This is a genomic window from Microcoleus sp. B5-D4 (genome assembly GCF_036705145.1).
In the GTDB taxonomy this organism is placed as follows: Bacteria; Cyanobacteriota; Cyanobacteriia; order Cyanobacteriales; family Microcoleaceae; genus Microcoleus.
The window spans coordinates 131,809-151,777 of the sequence record NZ_JAUBTV010000005.1 but is presented as its reverse complement, the minus strand read 5'-3'; the positions used below and the strand labels follow the sequence as shown (position 1 = coordinate 151,777).

General features: G+C 46.2%; 15 protein-coding genes and 1 tRNA gene. 11 read left to right on the top strand and 5 right to left on the bottom strand.

Annotation, left to right across the window (positions count from 1 at the left end):
• Positions 1 to 113: 113 nt before the first annotated feature.
• Entirely contained in the window at positions 114 to 1,118 is a 1,005-nt protein-coding gene (locus QUB10_RS04275; RefSeq protein ID WP_333199840.1) for an MvdC/MvdD family ATP grasp protein, read from the top strand.
• A gap of 25 nt (positions 1,119 to 1,143) precedes the next feature.
• Here QUB10_RS04275 and QUB10_RS04270 read toward each other — a convergent pair whose 3' ends face one another.
• From QUB10_RS04270 to QUB10_RS04265, 3 genes are all read right to left on the bottom strand, one after another.
• The gene (locus QUB10_RS04270) at positions 1,144 to 2,007 is read right to left on the bottom strand and encodes an Npun_R2479 family HD domain-containing metalloprotein (RefSeq protein WP_333199838.1); all 864 of its coding nucleotides are present in this window, start codon (positions 2,005 to 2,007) and stop codon (positions 1,144 to 1,146) included.
• 240 nt (positions 2,008 to 2,247) lie between these two features.
• Complete coding sequence (locus QUB10_RS34190; RefSeq protein ID WP_445300761.1) at positions 2,248 to 2,385, bottom strand: Mo-dependent nitrogenase C-terminal domain-containing protein; 138 nt, start codon at positions 2,383 to 2,385, stop codon at positions 2,248 to 2,250.
• Complete coding sequence (locus QUB10_RS04265) at positions 2,334 to 2,555, bottom strand: hypothetical protein (RefSeq protein WP_333199837.1); 222 nt, start codon at positions 2,553 to 2,555, stop codon at positions 2,334 to 2,336. Before QUB10_RS04265 ends, QUB10_RS34190 begins: the two co-directional genes overlap by 52 nt.
• A gap of 324 nt (positions 2,556 to 2,879) precedes the next feature.
• Here QUB10_RS04265 and QUB10_RS04260 point away from each other — a divergent pair, with 324 nt between their 5' ends.
• Positions 2,880 to 3,695 (top strand): cobyrinic acid a,c-diamide synthase, encoded by an 816-nt coding sequence (locus tag QUB10_RS04260; RefSeq protein WP_333199835.1) that lies wholly within the window; start codon positions 2,880 to 2,882, stop codon positions 3,693 to 3,695.
• Between the two features lie 156 nt (positions 3,696 to 3,851).
• On the opposite strand, the gene QUB10_RS04255 is transcribed toward QUB10_RS04260, so the two are convergent.
• Positions 3,852 to 4,895 (bottom strand): AI-2E family transporter, encoded by a 1,044-nt coding sequence (locus tag QUB10_RS04255; RefSeq protein ID WP_333199833.1) that lies wholly within the window; start codon positions 4,893 to 4,895, stop codon positions 3,852 to 3,854.
• Between the two features lie 108 nt (positions 4,896 to 5,003).
• On the opposite strand from QUB10_RS04255, the gene QUB10_RS04250 reads away from it, so the two are divergent.
• The 9 genes from QUB10_RS04250 to QUB10_RS04210 all read left to right on the top strand — a co-directional run bounded on the left by QUB10_RS04250 (position 5,004) and on the right by QUB10_RS04210 (position 17,103).
• The gene (locus tag QUB10_RS04250) at positions 5,004 to 5,303 is read left to right on the top strand and encodes a hypothetical protein (RefSeq protein ID WP_333199830.1); all 300 of its coding nucleotides are present in this window, start codon (positions 5,004 to 5,006) and stop codon (positions 5,301 to 5,303) included.
• Between the two features lie 9 nt (positions 5,304 to 5,312).
• Positions 5,313 to 6,464 (top strand): glutamate--cysteine ligase, encoded by a 1,152-nt coding sequence (gshA, locus tag QUB10_RS04245; RefSeq protein WP_333199828.1) that lies wholly within the window; start codon positions 5,313 to 5,315, stop codon positions 6,462 to 6,464.
• 371 nt (positions 6,465 to 6,835) lie between these two features.
• Positions 6,836 to 7,297 (top strand): tRNA (cytidine(34)-2'-O)-methyltransferase, encoded by a 462-nt coding sequence (locus tag QUB10_RS04240; protein WP_333199826.1) that lies wholly within the window; start codon positions 6,836 to 6,838, stop codon positions 7,295 to 7,297.
• A gap of 582 nt (positions 7,298 to 7,879) precedes the next feature.
• Positions 7,880 to 10,354, top strand: a complete 2,475-nt coding sequence (locus QUB10_RS04235; protein WP_333199824.1) for a peptidoglycan DD-metalloendopeptidase family protein — start codon at positions 7,880 to 7,882, stop codon at positions 10,352 to 10,354.
• Between the two features lie 138 nt (positions 10,355 to 10,492).
• Positions 10,493 to 10,565 (top strand) — tRNA-Met (locus tag QUB10_RS04230).
• A gap of 125 nt (positions 10,566 to 10,690) precedes the next feature.
• Positions 10,691 to 11,290, top strand: coding sequence for a peroxiredoxin (locus tag QUB10_RS04225; protein WP_015178160.1), 600 nt, complete (start codon positions 10,691 to 10,693; stop codon positions 11,288 to 11,290).
• Positions 11,291 to 11,402: 112 nt separating this feature from the next.
• Positions 11,403 to 11,942, top strand: a complete 540-nt coding sequence (locus QUB10_RS04220; protein ID WP_333199822.1) for a redoxin domain-containing protein — start codon at positions 11,403 to 11,405, stop codon at positions 11,940 to 11,942.
• Positions 11,943 to 12,157: 215 nt separating this feature from the next.
• The gene (locus tag QUB10_RS04215; RefSeq protein ID WP_333199820.1) at positions 12,158 to 16,207 is read left to right on the top strand and encodes a hypothetical protein; all 4,050 of its coding nucleotides are present in this window, start codon (positions 12,158 to 12,160) and stop codon (positions 16,205 to 16,207) included.
• 335 nt (positions 16,208 to 16,542) lie between these two features.
• Complete coding sequence (locus tag QUB10_RS04210) at positions 16,543 to 17,103, top strand: Uma2 family endonuclease (RefSeq protein WP_333151151.1); 561 nt, start codon at positions 16,543 to 16,545, stop codon at positions 17,101 to 17,103.
• A 300-nt stretch (positions 17,104 to 17,403) separates the two neighbouring features.
• Here the strand turns inward: QUB10_RS04210 and QUB10_RS04205 are convergent, their stop codons facing one another.
• Positions 17,404 to 19,872, bottom strand: coding sequence for an ATP-dependent Clp protease ATP-binding subunit (locus tag QUB10_RS04205; protein ID WP_333199818.1), 2,469 nt, complete (start codon positions 19,870 to 19,872; stop codon positions 17,404 to 17,406).
• Positions 19,873 to 19,969: the final 97 nt, after the last annotated feature.

Here is a 19,969-nt window from a genome sequence, read left to right as displayed (position 1 = left end):
ATTTCAATTAGTTTGATTGCGATACCAGTTTCAAAAAAAATCTAACCGCATACAAGCTCGAAACCCATACATTATCCATCATTTCCTATCTCAAATCTAAAATATAAAATAGTATGACTGACCTTTTAATCGTGACTTCCGAGACTGACATTCATGCGGATGTCGTTATCAACCAATTGCAAAAATCAAATATTCGAGCAATTCGATTAAATTCAGAAAGTTTTATAAAAAAAAGCAAATATGCTTACTCGTGGCAAGCTTCGGGCAATCCCAGTCAAAGTTTTTTGTCTTTTGAAGACTCTTTGAGAGAAGTTCAAGATGTTGGCGTGATTTGGTGGCGAAAACCAGAAGATTATCAAGTGTTTCCAGAAGTTGATGATGCTTGGGCAATCAAGTATTGTCAAGAAGAAACAGAATCTTTAATGTACTCTCTGTCTGGCTTATATCCCAAAGCGAGGTGGGTCAATAACTACTACAAAATTAGATTGCCTTCCCATCGCATCAATCAGATTCCAATTGCTCAAAAACTGGGAATTACTATCCCTCCAACACTCGTAACCAATTCCTACGATGCTGCTTGCAACTTTGTGACACAACAGGGTAAGTGCATTGTCAAACCGATGCGCTACTCTGGATTCCTACATGATGAAAAGCAGTATGCTTGCTATACTCGCCCCATTGATGTAGAAACACTTGAAGCATTTCGAGAGAGCATTCGATTAGCGCCTGTTTTTATTCAAAAACGCATTCAAAAGAAAGCCGAATATCGCGTTACATTAATCGGCAAGCATAGTTTTGTTTGCCGGATTGATGCCAAACATACCAACGATGCAGACGTGACTTTGGATTGGCGCGTCACCGAACCGGAGAAACTCGTTCACGTTCCCGACAATTTGCCGATCGACTACCTCAACAAACTTCATCAAATGCTTGACGAGTTTGGTTTGAATTTTGGTGCATTCGACATCATTCGCGACGAGGATGATACGCTCTATTTTATCGAACTCAATCCTAACGGACAGTGGTATTGGATCGAAATTCTCACTAAAATGCCTATGGTTCGCGCAATGGTGGAACTCATCGAAGATTTAGCGCTGCAATATCAACAGGATTGCTGAATATCGCCCGACATCTACCCAAAACCTACCTAACGACAGCCACCTCCTCCAATCCTACCTTAGAATGCTCCACCCGGAACACATTTGCGCTCAGATTAGCAACAATTTGTTTCCCCTGCTGCGTCAGTTCCAAATAGCCGATCGCATCCTTCACATATCGATAAACCACATTCCAATAAAACTTCGGATAACCATCCCGCAACTCCCCCGGATTCTGATAGCCCAAAACCAGATTTTGCCCAGTCTCCTCAAACTCATAAAACAGCGCCGCAATCTTTTGCAAATATCGTGGATCGCTCAACTGACCGATTAAATCGGCAGCCCGAACTAAACCCGGATAATTGACAGTATCTTGATAATCTTCATCTGCAGGCACTGGGAAACGAGTCAGCTCAATATTATGCTTAATCAGCTCAGCATCAATCAGTTTATGACCGCCAAAACGCTCGTCAATAAACATTTTTCCGCGCTCGACATGATAAAGCATCAAACTAGCATCCGTGGCCCCCGGAGGCAGCGTTAATTTCATGTCACCTATTCCCGTCGCATACAGTCCTAAATCTGTTCTATCTTGTCGGCAAACACCTTTAACATACCCGATATCGTGACATAGCAAAGCAATGTGGAAGTGCAACCAATCTTCGCAGGAAACACCCCCTTCGCGGATGTGCTTCCCCCCCAGAATTGCTTGTCCCACCAAGGTCACTAAAATAGTGTGTTCGACATTATGGTAAAGAGCATCGCTATTAGCAATATTTTCTAAAGCCATACTCGCCACCCAAGCAATAATCTCGCCATAGTCAGATTTAAACCCGCCGTAAGTGTGGCGGTAGCCTTCAATCAGGCGATTGACAAAAGCCTTAATCAGCAGTTCAGTTGCGTTAAACATATTCACTTCCCTGAGCCCACGTAGATTATTAAATTATTTTTATAGTTATTGTTTTTGCTGCTACCGTTTGATGTTATTTTTGGCTTAAGCGCCACGATGGATACCCACTCCTATCGAGAGGCATCCATTGATATTATCAACAATTATGGCTTAAATTATGGCTCTCGCAACTACCAGAGCGACAGACCCCATAAATAATTGATATCAAGGGGCGATCGAGGTATGACACCCCTCAATTAGCTACGGCGTTACATCTTCCCCGTATAGGTTAGGAAAAAACGAGGGCGAGCGAAAGCTTAACCCAATTAATTCCTCATACACAGGATTCAGCTTGCACATAGGCGGTATGTGGAAAAGATGGTGTCCCCATAGCTGCATATCTCTCTCACAATGACACCCTGCGCGTATAACTGGGCACACCACTGAGTTACTGGTGGCTCTCCCACGGCAATGTTATCAAGCCACTGTCGCACTTGTTGCAAGAGGCGATCGCGAAAAGTTAAGTCTTGGCACTGATTTTCCGGGAAAATACTTGTAGTCAATTTCATGATTGAACTCAGTAATTATTACTAACAAAAACTCATGAATCACCCGACTTAATCCTCAACGAAACCCAATGTTGCGCCGGTGACGGGAAGAAGTTTTACGGGTGGCACTCGTCGCCCCCAAATGTGATGCGAAGAGCTAGCATTTGTGATTTAAAACTCGCTAAAGTGTGAGACAGATCACGCCCCATGTTCCCTACAGAATGTATATTTAGATAGATGGCAAGAAAATAAGACAGAACAACTTGCAACCCTCCGTCGCAGCTTCCCCCTCCCATCATCTGCCATATATTACTCTGTATACTTACTAATATAAGGTTTCAGGCAATGATTAAACAAAAACATAAATATGCCGACCTTGCTCAACTCCCCCACACAGATACCGTGCTGCAAAAACTCCCTGTAGAAGTTAAAGATTGGGCCCAAAGCTTGCCTTGGAACCAGCGACGCTATGTCTTGTCCCTCTGCTACATATTGTGTGCATCTACTCCCGACTTGCAAGCAGAATTTTTAGATAATTATACAGCCGACGGTTTAGTCTCAAAAATGTTTGAAGATGTAGATACTCTACACCGAGTCAAAGAGTATTTAATCAGATTTCGGGTCAAAAAACAATTAAACGAATCAGATTTAAGAAGCTACATCAAACAATTTTATATCCACTCAGCTCAACAATCGCGCCGAGAAACTGACCAATATTTAGAATCTGCACTCCGCTTCGTCTTGAGTACAGAAGAACGCAATAATGTTTTTAACTACATTTTGGGGTTTGAATTTATTAAAATTGTGTTTCAAATGAGCTGGTTGCAACACGAAAGATTAGCGAGACTCCAAAAAAATCAGTCGCAGTTTATTGAAACCTATATCAAGCCGATTCAACACGCACACAGAATTAATGGCATAATTCTCCCGAAAGATGAGAGAATATTTTTTGCCAGACGCACCTATTACGTTCAAATTCCTAACATTTCCTACAGAAAGCTCATTGAGTTAGTCATGGCAACTTTTACTACAGAAATGGTGAGTAATTGCGGATTTTCTATCAGCCGCCACTCTCAAGCTCTGCGTTTTGACTGCGATTATATTTATGATCCAGAACCAGAAGAAGAAAGATTTCCTACTGACTTGCAATTTATTCATTAACTGTACGCAGTAAGGTGTACCATACAGTGCTTTTTTCTCTTTACTTGTAGTTGCGCTTTGGGCACAGGAGAGTTTTTGAAGCATGGGACTTCTAGTCTGTAAGTTAAAACCGAATTTTCCAGCGGGATTGGATATAAAATAGGAGGGCTGCATCAATTAACCTTCCGCTTGCATTTCTTCAATGTCAAACCAGCTAACTATAACTCCCGCTAGCGGAATCGCCAGAAATATACCTAAAAGTCCTGCTGATCTTGCTCCGACTAACAGTGCAAAAAATACCACTACCGGATTGAGGTTAAGGGAATTTTGCATGAGTCTCGGATGAATAAAGTTGTCTTGAATTTGCTGCAAAACAATGCAAGCTGCCAATACTTTTAAAGATAGCCACACATTTTGAGACAATACAATAAAACAAACTAAGCTAATCCCCAGCGTCGCTCCGATCCCTGGAACTAAATCAAACAATCCGATAATAAAGGCTAAAATCAAGGGAAATTTTACATCTAACAGCAGGAAGATTAAAAAACTTGCTGTTGTCAAAAATAACATTAACAGGATTTGTGCCTGAAAAAATCCTAAAAAGTTTTTCTCTATTGTTACACTTAAACGCCTGTGCAGGTGTCGGGGTATAAATTTGAGAACTAACAGCCACAGCCTCTCTCCATCAAGTAACATGAAAGAAGCCACTACCATAATTAATATTAAATTCAATAAATTGGTTAAAAATACTTGTAAAAAAGCAATACTCGATACAACTCCTGCCAAAGCTTGATTTCGCAGTTGTTCCTCAATAACTCGCAGGTTAACTTGCAGGTTTCTTGCTCGCAAAAATGCTTCGATGCGCTCGGACAGAGGCGCTAAAGCATTCACAAATTCAGTCATGCTGTCAATTAATTGCTGTCCTTGAGATAAAAGAGTGACGCCTACAGTGACGGTGAGACCGCCAAAAACTAAAATGGTGAGCAGGACAACGAAGGCGACAGCTAAACTTCGCGGTAAAAATCTCTGGAGAGTTCGCACCGGATAGTTGAGCAAAAAAGCCACGAGTGCAGCAATGGTGAAAACCGCGACGGCAGTTTCAAAGTAAGCTAAAAGTTGCAGTCCAGCCCAACCAGAAGCAAATAAAAGCAAAAACCGGACTAAGGCTAAATTGCTTAGCATATTCCAAAAATTGGGAGGGGTTCTTTCTTGCTCTTTCACAGGGATTTTTAGGGGTTAATACTATAGCTCAAAAATATTGCAGAGCCCTCTTTTAGAATCGCACCCAAGATATATCTGCGGCTATCCCCCTCAAGGCAGAAAATAGATGTGGAACTGAGGCAGGAGTGGGTTCTATTCACCACAAGTTCGATCGCCCCCAATACCGAATCAAACACAAGCGCGATCGAACAAACAGCCTTTCTGACTCTCAAACCGTCTCGGAAACTCTTTGCGATGGCATTATTTGTCATGGCAGGCCCCCAACTAGGAAACAAACGCTCAAACAAAGCTGGCGCCGAAAAACCCCGTTTCAGTGCCAGTCGCGAAAAATTTCAACTCTACCTAGTGGAATATAGTATGAACCGGTCAATTTTTGGGATACTAGAAACTAGCACTCAACTTAGCTGAGGAACAAACGTGCTGCTATCAAAAGGCTTTGAAGTAGAAATGTATACCGGCACTCCCGAAGGTGAGGTTGTCGGTCTCTCCGATCGCATAGTCGCCGATCTAGAGGGATTTGTGCGGGAGCCTGATAGCCGCAATGTGGAGTACACGACCGCCCCGCTGTGCAGCTACGATCGCCTGTTATGTGCCTTAGTCAAGCCACGAGTTCGGCTGCGCGAGTATCTCAAACAATTGGGCGACTATACCTTGCTGCCGGGAAGTACCTTGTCTCTCGGAGGGAGCGATCGATTTTACCGATCCGATCCCAACAACCCCTACCACACCTACATCGAGCAAACCTACGGCACCAAAGTCGTCACCGCCAGCATTCACATCAACATCGGCATCTCCCAACCAGAAATGCTGATGCGCGCCATCCGCCTCGCCCGCGTCGAAGCACCGCTATACCTTGCCTTGAGCGCCTCTTCCCCCTTCCTCGACGGGGAAGTCACGGGCTATCATTCGACTCGGTGGGGTTTGTTTCCCAAAACTCCCGCCATCGTTCCCCTGTTTGAAAGTCACAGACATTACATCCAGTGGACTGAAGAACAGCTAGAACTCGGCACTATGCAAAACGTCCGCCATTTGTGGTCTGCAGTGCGACCAAATGGCGATCGTCGCCCCTACTGTCTCAACCGCCTCGAACTGAGAATTTGCGACCTCGAAGTCAATCCTCTGGCTTTGTTAGCCATCACTGCCTTACTAGAAGCTCGCATTTGGCAGATGATGGAAGACCCCAGCTTAGACCCTTTAGAGCTCAGCACCTTGCCAGCAGCCACCCGCAACCAAGACTTAGTTGCTCTCACAGACGCCAACGAAATTGCTGCATCCCGGCAAAGTTTGGATGCCGAACTTACCCACTGGCAAGACGGCAGAACTATTCTGGCACGAGATTGGATTGAGGAAATTTACCGCGAAGTGTGGCCTATAGCCAAAAAACGCGGCTTTAGCTGCTTTCTCTCGCCACTCAAAAAGATTCTCCGGGAAGGCAACACGGCCCAGCAGTGGTTGAAGCTACACGAGGGCGGTTCAGACACCCGCAGTATTATTCTGCAAGGGATTAATGGTATGGCTCACCAAGAATGGGAACTTGAAGACAACTTGTGCGCCCAGTTAGTTGCCTGAAGTACCCGCCGTTATGATAAGGGGGGCTTTCACTAGCCCCCTGCCTCTGCGTACTCAGCAAATACAAATAGCCCGAACCTCCCGGTCAATCGATTTTAGATTTTAGATTTTAGATTTTAGATTGACCCCACCGATAAATTCGGGGACTCCTTTATCGGATACAGGTTTTTTATTTCTGGACGGATGAATCACGTGGCGGGTATCCTGGATGCTTGATTGTCAAAAGTTGCAGAGCACCTCCCAAAAACCAATCAGAATATTTAATCAATGGAGCTCGACAAAGGTTATAAATAAAAGCTATAAGGTATATCTACCTGTGGGTAGTTTGATAAATTTCCCAATAGCTGTATTTTACGCTTTTAATTAGCTTCATGCCCCAACTTGTCTTGATTCACCCGCAAATCCCCCCGAATACTGGCAATATCGCCCGCACTTGCGCTGCCACAGGCACGGAACTGCATTTAGTCGGCCCGCTGGGGTTTGAAATTAGCGATCGCTACCTGAAACGGGCCGGCTTAGATTACTGGCCCTACGTCAATCTCCACTGCCACGAAGACTTAGCGGCTTTTCTGGTCTATCGGGAGCAGCGCGGGGGACGCTCGATCGGATTCAGCACTGGCGGGCGATGCAATTACGCGCAATTCCAATTTCAGCCCAGCGACTGGCTGATGTTTGGCTCGGAAACTGTAGGCATTCCCCAATTCGTCTTGGATGCCTGCGATGCCACAGTTTTTATTCCGATGAGCCAGCCTGGAGTCAGGAGTTTGAACCTCTCCGTCAGCGCCGCTGTAGGTTTATTTGAGGCTAAACGACAGTTGGGGGAGCTGGGATAAATCATTATCAACACATAAATATATAGATATTTAATAGCTGGTGGAGGCTGCCAAGTCTCCATTTTAATATAAGAAATTTGTATCAAAGGGGTGAAAATCTAGATAGCCGACATTAATATATTTTATTCATTCAAAAACAGATTGTTATCAGCAACACCAAATTACTCCCAAGAGGATTCAGCAACAAAAACAGAGGATTTTAGCGATTTAGGGCGTCAGCGAGTACCAGCTTGGGTCTGAACACTATATCTAGTAAATATACGGTTGTAGGTTGTCCGGAAATTAGCCTAAAGTCTGATAATAGGTGAGAGTTCAGAGCCTTACGGGAATGAAGATTTTATGTATTCGTTCCAGCTATTGCGGTGTAAGGCTTGTGGGGTTAATTGCAGCAGGTTTGACCGAGAATTTTAAAATTTATGACGGTTTGAGCTTGTCTAAATTTAAAAAGCAAGGTAATCTGGCCTAAGCATGATAGCTGTCAACAATCAGAATATTTTTGCTTGTTGATTTAAATTCAGCGTCATGCGATCCCCTTGAGTGTTTCCAAGGACAGTTAGCGCTTCTCAGTAGGAGGTCGTTTTTTTGAAACGAACATATCCCCAAATTAAGCCTGTTCAGGCTAGTGAAATCGACAGAGACGGTTCTGCGGAACCATCAAAACAGACAACGCTCAGCACAGGCAGAGTTCGCTCTCTCGCCACGATCGGGCTGGCAATATCGGTAGGTGCTTCTGGCATCCTGCTACCGAGAAATGGAGACAGCGCTCGCGCGTCTGAGCTCGCACCGACATCAGAATCCACCGCTGAAGTACAGCCAGTATCGGCCAACGGGCCCGCTACGTCCGCACAAGTTGACGGTTCCAGGGCCCAACAGCCCGGAGCACCTTCTGAGCCGGCGACGGTTAAGGTGCAGGAGGGGCAAAGCCTTTGGGAGCTTTCTCGGGATTATGAAGTAGAACCGTTGGTACTAGCAACTGCCAACGACATCCAACCCGATACCATACTCCAAGTTGGCCAACAGCTTAGAATTCCGACTGCGACGGAAGCCACACCACAACAGAACGCCGGCTATAGCACATCGGCTTCGCTAGATCGCGCAGCGACGGTCAATCCCGAACAAGAGTTAAATCTGACTGGCTCCGAGCCATTGGATAGTGCAGCGATGACAGCGCTGCCATCAACCGCAGCGACCCCGCTGGTCACGACGGTACCGGAACAAAGTTCGATCGACATCCCGAATGCAGACGGGGCGATCGACAGTTTGAAAAAACAGGAAAACCGCACCACAGAATCGGGTCGAACTATGTTCGGGTCGGAAGGGGGAGCAAATTTATCTACACCTGCGGCATTTGTGCCCGAGTCAGCACCGACGCTGACCTCCCCCGGATATGCAACTGGGACAACTATTCCTGACCTCGATGCCACACCTGTAATTCCCAATTCCGGGGAAGGTCAAGCAGCATCGCCCGATCGAGCATTCGAGTCAATAGAACAGTCTTTGGCAACACCCAGTTTGCCCTCGGCTGTGCTAGTCCCCCCTGCGGGAAGCACCGCCCGGCCGGCTGAGGTTCTCTACAGCGTGCGTCCGGGAGATACGGTAGATGCGATCGCCAAAGGTCACGGCGTATCGCCCAAAGATCTGATCTCCGTCAACAAGCTCGGCAACCCCAACTTGCTGAATGTCAATCAACGGCTCAAAATTCCCCAAGTTGGGTTGAAAAATCCAGGGGTGGAGGCTGCTGCATCTTATTCTGCCTCCAACTCTACATCGGTCTGGGCGGCGAGTTCGGTTCCCGCATCTTTGAACCCCAGCTCGTCTACCTCGGAAATAGCCGGTGCTGGCGTTGCAGCACCCGCGCCCACAGTGCCTGTTGTCTCTCCCCTGGAGAACCTGGAAGGTCTGAACAATATTTCAGCGCCGATGGTTCCCCAAATTAACAGCATTCCGCTGACTCAAGTTTCCCAAACCATTAGCGATCCACGGAAGCTGGATCTTCAAGGCGAACCAACATTTACAGGTGCAGTTGACACCAGTGCCCTGCCCTCGCCAGCCAGTGCAACTGCTACCGCCATCGCTACGGGAGAATACCCGCAGCCGATCAGCTTCGTGGCAAATACTAGCGCCCAGGGTTCAAATGCCGATCCAACTAGCGCTTTACCAGAGTCGAATTCGGAGGCTCTCCCCACCGCACAAGCTCTCAACCCTTATTCCGAACGCTTGAGGGCAGAAGTTGTCAGGCTGCGAGAGGAATATCGTGCCTCGCGCAATTCGATCGGCGCCAATGCGGTGTCCCTGGCTCCAAATGACGGGCCCTCGGTCAACCCGTCTGAGGATATGCCAAGTGCCAATCCCTATCTCTACACCCCCGAATATACTGAGGCGGTGCAGAATGAAATCAGCAGACCGCCATCGAGAGCCTGGTCCCAGCAGGTTCAGAAGCAGCAGCAAGAGCGTTTAGACCCCGCTCGCGCAGCGGAACTGCAACCGATCAACCTGACGCCAAAAAGCACTCTGGAACAGCCGGTAGTGGCAACTGCTCCTTTGGGAGCCGACGGTTACGATCCCCTAAGCAACCCGTCTTTGGGACGCATGGTTTCTCCAGAACTGCCTCCGCTTTCGAGCCCTGATACTTATCTGCCTAACGGCAAACAACAGTCGGCTAACGGGTTTATTTGGCCGTCTAAGGGCGTTCTTACTTCTGGCTACGGCTGGCGGTGGGGACGGATGCACAAAGGAATTGATATTGCAGGGCCGATCGGCACGCCAATTGTGGCAGCATCAGACGGGGTGGTTACCTATGCTCAGTGGAACGACGGCGGCTACGGGTATCTGGTGGAAATTACCCATCCTGACGGCACTGAGACTGTCTATGCCCACAACAGCCGAATTTTGGTGCAAAAGGGTCAGAGAGTCGCTCAAGGGGAACAGATTTCAGAAATGGGCAGCACTGGCTTCAGTACCGGGCCGCACTTGCACTTTGAAATTCATCCCCCCGGACAGGGTGCTATCAACCCAATGGCTTTTCTGCCCGACGATGCGTCCAGCGCTTCTCGGTAACGACTGGTCGGAAGTTATGGGTTTTGAATGATTACCAAAACTCATAACTTTTACTGGAAGTCATTAGAAAGAGTGTTGTTTGAAAACAAGACATAGCTAGCCCTACCGTGCTACGATAGTAAATCGTGAAGTAGATTTGGCTCAGTGGCGCAGTGGTTAGCGCAGGGGACTCATAAGCCCAAGGTCGCAGGTTCAAATCCCGCCTGAGCCATTATTTAATCAAAAAAACTGCGCTCTCAAATTTGAGAGCGTTTTTTTTGATTGATCGAGAAGATACTTGTAGTCGTTATGAGTATGATATATTTGTAACAGTTCGTAAAAAAGGAAACAAAATCTATGACCAGTGAATGCCTCCGGGTTGGTCAAGCTGCACCCGATTTCGCAGCAACAGCCGTAGTGGATCAGGAATTCAAGACTGTTAAACTGTCCGACTATAAAGGCAAAAAGTATGTAGTCCTGTTCTTCTACCCCTTGGACTTCACCTTTGTGTGCCCGACTGAGATTACAGCATTTAGCGATCGCTTCGAGGACTTCAAAAAAATCGATACCGAAATCCTCGGCGTATCCGTGGACAGTGAATTCTCTCACCTCGCTTGGATACAAACAGACCGCAAATCTGGCGGTGTTGGCGACCTCAACTATCCCTTAGTTGCTGACCTCAAAAAAACAATTAGTTCGGCCTACAACGTCCTAGACCCAGAAGCAGGCATTGCCCTCCGAGGTCTGTTCATCATCGACAAAGAAGGCATCATCCAACACTCTACTATCAACAATCTTGCCTTCGGCCGCAACGTGGACGAAACTCTCCGTACCCTGCAAGCTATCCAACACGTCCAGTCTCACCCCGATGAAGTTTGTCCCGCCGGCTGGCAGCCCGGTGACAAGACCATGACTCCCGATCCTGTCAAGTCTAAGGTATTCTTTGCTGCGGTTTAAGCAGATTATATTTGTACGGACACGGCGCTGCCGTGTCCGTACCCGCAGAGGCATTTATTTAACCGGATTTTTAATTACCAATTAGCAATTAGCAATTACCCCATTAGGAAATATGCTGACTTCTACTAATTTTAGCGGCTTGTTAAATGAGCGGTTTTTCCAAAATCTATTGCCTGTTCCGGCGAGTAATGTTCTGAAGCTGGGACAGATGACGCCAGATTTTGAATTGCCGGATATTAATAATGGCAAATTAGTGCGGCTGTCGAATTATCGGGGCGATAAGCCGGTAGTCCTGGCTTTTACGCGGATTTTTACAGAAAAGCAATATTGCCCTTTCTGTTTTCCTCACATTAAAGCTTTGAATGAAAACTGGGAAAAATTTGCCGATCGCAATATAGAATTATTGATGGTTGCCAGTACCGACGATCGCCAAAGCCAAATTGTGGCTAGAGATTTAGGCTTGAAAATGCCTCTGCTTTCTGATCCAGGCTGTCAAGTTTTTCGTGCTTATCAAGTCGGTCAGGCTTTAGGTGCTCCTTTGCCTGCTCAGTTTGTTTTGGATGCAGATGGAAAACTCCTCTTCAAACATTTGTTTTCTTTCATAGACCACAATGCTAGTGTAGACACTTTGCTGCAATATGTCGATCGGTAAGGAAACCGCTGCTGTGTCCTAATTTGGAGTTTTTAGCCGCTGATGCACGCTGGTGTAGGCCCATCAGCGGGATTTTTTTCATCAATTGACAGTGGCTGCTACAGCTCTTTAGTCATAAATACTTATTGTGCCAATTGCGATGGCGGAATGTTGCCATGTTCGCTCGACATTAATCTAGGCTATAGCTTGAAGGTACTTAGTACAAGTTTAAGCCAATGTCGTCTCCCAAAGATCGATCGAGCAAAATTGAATTGAGCGTCTTAGCCTCGCATCCTGAGTTGTTGACAGGTTTAGATGCGTGGCTGCGGCTAGGTTTACTTTCGCCCGCTGAGGTTGAGGAATTGTGCCGACAGTATTTAGTCTGCCCAATCAGAGATCCCGCTGTAGATTTTTCTGAAATTGAAAACCCGCGAGATCCTATTGCCGAGCCTAAAGTACCTGCCTTATCAACGCAAAAAGCAGTACCTAGCAGCCGAGAAAGCGTTGCTAGGCCCACAGAAACTACTCAAACCCCTAATTTTATCGCTCAAATTTTGCACTCGCTAATGGCAGAAATTAGCGTGGTGTGGCTGTTGTTTTTAGGAGTGTTCATGGTAGTTGTCTCCTCTGGAGTCTTAGCTGCCAGTCAGTGGGAAAGATTTCCTGCCTCCGGACAATACGGAGTTTTGTTAGCTTATACTTTAACCTTTTGGGCGATTAGCAGTTGGGCAAACAGACAGCAGAATTTGCACTTGACTGCTCAAACTTTGCAAGAAGTGACGCTGTTGCTAGTGCCGATCAATTTTTGGGCAATGGATACTTTTGGATTGTGGCGGTATCCTTGGGATTGGGCGGTAGCAATCGCAGCGGCACTTATTTTGACTTGGATAACTGCCCGGATTATCAAATATCAATATCAAAGCTGTTCAGGAAAAAACATCACTCGATCGATCGCCCTAAATCACTTGGGATTGAGTTATTTGCACTCTTGGTGGGCCTTGGCAGGCTTTGCCCTTACTGCGGTTTATGTGGGTACAGTGGGAACTGCTGCTACTACAGTTTATCAAGTTCAGCAACAACGATTGCAATCTATCCAAGGTGGGGGAAATACTGAAACGTTCCCCGCTGCTTTCAGTTTGAGCAGAGATTTTCTGACTTACAAAAAAGCAGCTTTAGTAGCTTATTCGTTAGGAATTTTACTGGGTCGAGCGATATTTGTCAAGGATGTAAATATCGCTGAAATGGGTTTAGCTTTGGCGATTTGTGGCGTGCTTTTAGCATGGCTAGATTGGCAGCACCCCCTCACATCTGGGACTATTGAAAACAATATATCCGATCGGCCAAATCCCAGCAATTTTTTTAAATGGCAATTAGCGGGAATGGGTTTGTTGGGTTTGGGGTGGCTGGTTTGTTTTCGTGACATTCCGCTACAGGCGATCGCAGTTAGCGGATTGGCTGTTTGGTTTTTTTATAACCGTTTAGTGCGGTTTTGGCAAGAGTTTGATTTGCTAATGCTGGAGGCGGTGGGACTTCAAAGTATTTGGCTGTTTTGGCGAGTGCTTCCTTTAGGGATTAAAACACAAGTTGTGGCATTTTTAACTCAGCTTACAAACTCTCAGGAAACTCCTTGGGCTTTTTGGGGTGTTCTGCTGTTGCCTTATTTAATTTTAATGGTAAGTGCAGCGCAGTGGCTCTACCGCAAGCGAAAGTTTCAACTTGCCAGTTTTGGCGAAAACCTTGCTCTCGGTTTGGGGAGTGTTTTAACTGTTATTAGTTTTGTCAATCCGTTTTGGCGATCGCTCAATTTATTAGTCTCTACTTTAATTTTAGGTTGGATCGCTTGGAAATACATAATTCCAGATAATTCCCGGCGAGTTGCGAGGCCGGATTCTGCGGCTGAGCAACAGGGAAATCCAGCAATTTTGGTTCCCATAACTCACATTATGGGTTTAGGCGCGATCGCTTCGGCAATTGACTTATTTTTCCCAAACCTGACCCCCAATATTTGGTCGGCAATATTATTAATGTTTATGGCGAGTGAATGGGTATTTTTTGTCTGGATGAAAGCGGCAAATTCCCAAGAAAACTCTGCCTTTTTACGCTGGCATCCTGCATGGTTCCAAAGTTCCTGGTATCTGGGCTTAGTATTAGCAGGATTTAGCTTTGTCTTGATGCAAAATTATTTGATTGCGGGTACTGCCACTCACCGCCCTCAGTGGAGTTTACTCTGGCTGGTGACTCCTTTGGCTTTGACTGCTGTTGCTAAATATACTGAGGTTCCTCACAAACGAGTTGCCAGTACATTTAGTACGATCGCTTTAATAGTTGCCCAACTTCTAATTTTTATTTTTCCGGGATATCGATTAATTGGTTTGGGGGTTGCCGCCGGATTAATGTTGGTCAATACTTACTATTTAGTCGAGCTACCAGCGGCTGCGATTGGAGTGGGGTTTGGCTTGAGTTTCGTAGCTGCGGTGATCGATCAATTAGGTTTTGTTTCGGGTTGGGATTGGGGAATTGCCGGGGCGATCGCTCTTTTGTGTCTGTGGTTGCTTCGCAGCATGATTGTTCGTTTTTCCAGCCGTTTACCTGAGTCTTCTCAATTAGCTGAAATTTACGATCGAGCTGCAGATGGGTGGGCAATCTTACTGGCAAGCTTGCTGTTAACAACTATTACTTTTTATTCTTTTGAACTGTACGCAGGCAGTAACTTGAGTTCCTCGCCCTCTGCTGAAGTTTTGGCTGCTATTTTGGTGATAATGGCTGCGATTATTTTCCGAAGTTTACGCCAACTTTCCCCTCTGGCAATTTATGCCTTGGCTTGGAGTTTGGAGTTGTTGACAGCAGTCGGTTTGAGTTTTGTCGATCGCACGACGATTAATTTAGCAGTTGCTAATATCGCTCTCGGATTGTCTACGCAATTATTGGGCGATGTGTGGCGGCGCCGCCACCGCGATCCAACTATTTTACCTAGCATTCATTTTATACCTTTGGTTTACGGGGTATTGGGTTTAACTTTCCGATCGCACACTTTGACGAATTGGACTGGTTTAACTGTGTTGGGTGCGTCTTTAATTGCGATCGGCATTGGTAGGCGGGAGCCAGAATTCAAACCTTTGGTTTATTTAGGATTAATTGGCGTCTCCGTTGCTGCTTACGAATCGCTACTCTATCAACTTTTTCAAACACCAGAAGGAGCTTTTGGCGACGGCTTAATTGTCCTGGCCACTCTCGGCACAGCTTTAACATATATTTATCGCATTTTATCTCCTTGGCTCAGCAATTATTTACATTTAACTAATGCAGAGTTAAAAATATTTGCTCACCTGCACTGGGTTTTGAGCAGTTGGCTGCTGATTTGGGCTTCTGCCAATGATATTAAATCCGGCCTCAATTTAGGATTAGTCACTGGTGCTTTATTAGTTCAATATGCTTTCTTGCAAGGGCGAAATAATCTCGATCGCCAATGGGCAGAAATTTGGATTTACTTGGGCTGGCTAGAAGCCTTTGGTATCCGGCTTTACTGGATCAATACGCCTTTAGTTAAGTATATTTCCGGGCCGCTGGGGCCTTGGAAAGTTGCCCTCGCTTCTCTATTTGCCTATTTCATTTACATTTTGCCTTGGGACAACTGGGGTTGGTCAAAAAAACCTTGGCAGGTAATTGCTTTGCTGATTCCAATAGTTACTATTTTGGAAAGTCCGGCTAAGTTTTATCCGATTAGCTTGCTGATAGCTGCCGCCTTCTATGTTTTCCTAGCTTGGGAAAGGCAGGAAGTCCGTTGTACCTATGTGAGTGTGGCGATAATTGACTGGATATTGCTGCGGTGGTTTGGGGAAATAGGATTGACTCAGCCAGAGTTTTATGTTACTCCTTTAGGACTTTCTTTCCTTTATATTACTCAGTTCGATCGCACTCTCAAATTACCCGCACAAAAACCGCTACGCCACACTCTACGAATGCTCGCAACGGCGCTGATTTGCGGGATGCCTCTTTTGACTCAGCAAAGCCACGGTTTAGTTGCGGCAGCTTTTAGTTTGGTGGCGATTGCAGCGGGTTTGGCGCTGCGAGTTCGGGCGTTTTTGTTTGTGGGAACGGGAATTTTTTTAATCAATGTTTTCTATCAGTTGGTGGTTCTAATCTTCGATTATCCGCTGATTAAATGGGCCATTGGTTTGGCTTTTGGCATTGCATTTATCTGGATTGCTGCTACTTTTGAAACGCGGCGCGATCGCATTTCTGCTGTCGTGCAGCATTGGGTTGTACAATTGCAATCGTGGGATTAAATTTTCCCTTAATCAACTTTTGTTGGGTGGTTAGGGTGGGTTTACCAAAACCCTAACCCTATGATTATTTGTTGATGAAGTTTTGAAAAATCGCCCTTTTTTTTTTGGGTAAAAAGCTTGACACTGTTAGCTTGACAATGTATTATTTAATAATGGGAATAGTGGCAATTTTAAAAATTAAGTTACTACTCCCATTATCTAAAATATACCTTAAAAGCAAACTAAGATCAATAGGTAAAAATTCCTTTTTTTGCGCCGCGATTTGAGATTGTGAAAGCAGCAAAGGCGATGAAACAGAAAAAGGGCAACTAAAAGGAGCGCCAAATAAATAAATTATGACAACTCAGTTTATGAAGCGCCTGTTCACAGTAAAAGAATATCATCAGATGATTGAATCTGGCATCTTGACAAAAGATGATAAAGTTGAATTGATTCGAGGAGAAATCGTTCAAATGGCCGCCGTCGGTAGAAGGCATACATCTCATGTCAAGCGTCTGACAGAGTTATTCTATATCCGCTTATTATCGAGAGTAACCATTGGAGTTCAAGATCCGGTAGAATTGGACGATCGCTCGGAACCTGAACCGGATATTTCCTTACTGCGACGGCGCGATGATTTTTACGAATCGGGACATCCTCAGTCTGAGGATATTTTACTAATTGTGGAAGTGGCGGATGCAACCGCTGAAACTGACAGAAATATCAAAATTCCTCTTTATGCCGAAGACAATATTGTAGAAGTTTGGCAGGTAGATATTAACGAGCAATGTGTAGTAGTTTATCGCGAACCTTCTCCTTCGGGATACCAAAATATTCAAAGATTTCAGCGGGGTCAGGTTTTATCAATTCTTGCTTTTCCAGATGTAGAAATTGCTGTAGATAATGTGTTGGGATAATAGAGTCATAACTCATACCATTTTAGATTTTAGATTTTAGATTTTAGATTTTAGAATTGGGAATGATATCGTTTCCGGTTGTATCGGAATGATTTAACCGCAGAGGGCGCAGAGAACGCAGAGGGAGAGAATACAGAGAGGAATAATTCCGATGCTACCGAATTTGATATGACTGATTATATAAGGATTTGGAGCGTGCCTAAACTTGCTTTTTTTTAACGGGTATTATTTAATTAAAAACCCGGTTTCTCGGAGAAACCGGGTTTTTAATTAACAGTATTTATCCGTCTGTAGAGTGCATTAATGGCTTAATGCGAATTCGGGCAATTTCGGCTCAGATGAACCATCGGGCACTACCTTAACCTGACCGTTTTCATCCACATCCACGATCGCCTTTTGGCCGTCTTTCAGCTTCCCAGACAGCATTTCCTCAGCCAGTACATCTTCCAACAACCGCATGATTGCGCGGCGCAAAGGTCGAGCACCGTAGCTGGGATTGTAGCCTTCTGTAACTAACAAGTCCTTGAACCGTTCTGTCACCGACAAAGTAATACCCTGTTCGGTTAAGCGGCTGAAGACTTGCTGCAACATAATGTCCGCAATCTGCTTGACTTCTTCCCTGTTCAACTGGCGGAAGACGATAATCTCATCCAAGCGGTTGATAAATTCGGGACGGAAAAACTGTTTCAGTTCTTCGTTTACCAAGCTGCGAACGCGGTTGTACTGACCGTCTGCGGCACTTTCAGCAAACTCGAAACCGAGACCGCCGCCGCCTTTTTCAATCACTCGCGAACCGATGTTTGAGGTCATGATCAGCAGTGTATTCTTAAAGTCTACTGTCCGACCTTTAGCATCAGTTAAGCGGCCGTCTTCCAAGATTTGCAGCATCATGTTGAAGACATCCGGGTGAGCTTTTTCGATTTCGTCGAACAAGATGACCGTGTAAGGACGGCGCCGGACTGCTTCTGTTAGTTGGCCACCTTCGTCGTAGCCAACGTAACCGGGAGGCGAACCGATGAGTTTGGAAACCGTGTGGCGTTCCATGAATTCGGACATATCTAACCGAATCATGGCTTCTTCGGAACCGAAGAAATAAGTGGCCAGGGCTTTTGTAAGTTCCGTTTTGCCGACGCCTGTGGGGCCGGAAAAGATGAAACTGGCGATCGGGCGATTGGGATTTTTTAAGCCTACCCGTGCGCGACGGATAGCCCTAGAAACTGCGCTGACAGCTTCTTCTTGACCGATCAAGCGCTGGTGCAAAGTATCTTCCATGTGCAGCAGCAATTCCGATTCGGATTCTGTCAGCTTGCTGACTGGTACTCCCGTCCAATTAGCCACGATGTGGGCGATGTCTTCTTCGGTGACGATGGGAGAGATTCTGATCTGGCTTTTGTTGATAGTAGCTGCGGCGATTTCGGCTTCGATTTCTAATTCGCGATCGCGCAATTTGCCAGCTTTGTCAAAGTCTTGTTCGCGCACAGCAGCATCTTTTTCTTTGCTAACAGCCGGAAGTTGTTTTTTGAGTTCTTTAACTTCGGGCGGGGTTTGCGAGTTCAAGACGTGGACGCGGGAACCTGCTTCGTCAATTAAGTCGATCGCCTTGTCTGGCAAAAATCGATCGTTAATGTACCTGTCTGACAGTGTAGCCGCTGCTTCTATAGCTGCATCGGAAATCGTCAGTCTGTGGTGCTGTTCGTAGGCTGATCGCAACCCGTACAATATTTCTATTGTTTCAGCCACGCTCGGTTCACCGACTTTGATCGGTTGGAAGCGGCGTTCTAAGGCAGCGTCGCGCTCGATATGCTTGCGATATTCGTCCAAGGTAGTGGCGCCAACACACTGCAATTCGCCTCTAGCAAGGGCTGGTTTGAGCATATTGGAGGCGTCCATGCTACCTTGAATTGCGCCTGCACCGACTAAGGTGTGAATTTCATCAATGACCAGAATGATGTTGCCGGCAGCGCGAATTTCGGCCATGATTTTCGTTAGCCGTTCTTCAAATTCGCCTCGGAACTTTGTACCAGCAATCAGCGAACCCATATCGAGGCTGATTACTTGTTTGTCTTCTAAAATTTCCGGGACGTTTCTATTAACAATCCGCTGGGCTAGGCCTTCGGCGAGGGCGGTTTTGCCTACTCCCGGTTCGCCTACTAACACTGGATTGTTCTTCGTGCGGCGGCCGAGCACTTGGATCACACGCTCGATTTCATTTTCGCGGCCCACCACGGGATCGAGTTTGCCGGCTGCGGCTAACTTGGTCAAGTTTGTGCCAAATTCTTCTAAAGTCGGGATTTTGCGATCGCCGCTATCTCCCCTACCTCCAGGTACCGCCGCCACTTCTCCCACGGCACGAATTACCTGCGTGCGGACTCTCTGGCGATCGATTCCCAAGTTTTGCAGCACCTTCGCCGCCACCCCTTCATCGTCCTGAATCAGCCCCAGCAGGATGTGCTCGGTGCCGATGTAATTGTGGCCTAACTGCCGCGCTTCGTTCAGCGCCGTCTCAAAAATGCGCTTGACGCGGGGCGTAAAAGGAATTTCCGGTGGGAGGAACCCGGAACCTCTACCGATGATATTTTCGATTTCATTGCGCGCCTCTTTCAAATTGAGGCCCATATCCAGTAATACTTTTGCAGCGATGCCAGTGCCTTCGCCGACGAGCCCCAGAAGAATTTGCTCGGTGCCTACAAAATTGTGACCGAGGCGTCGCGCTTCCTCTTGGGCTAGCATGATTGCTTTAATGGCTTGTTCTGTAAAGCGTTCAAACATATTTTTTCTATCCTACTGTCTTGGCGAGGGCTGTATCGCTGCTGGTGAGGAGCGATTTGGAACACTACACAAATTATAGATGTAAATTTTTGTGTAT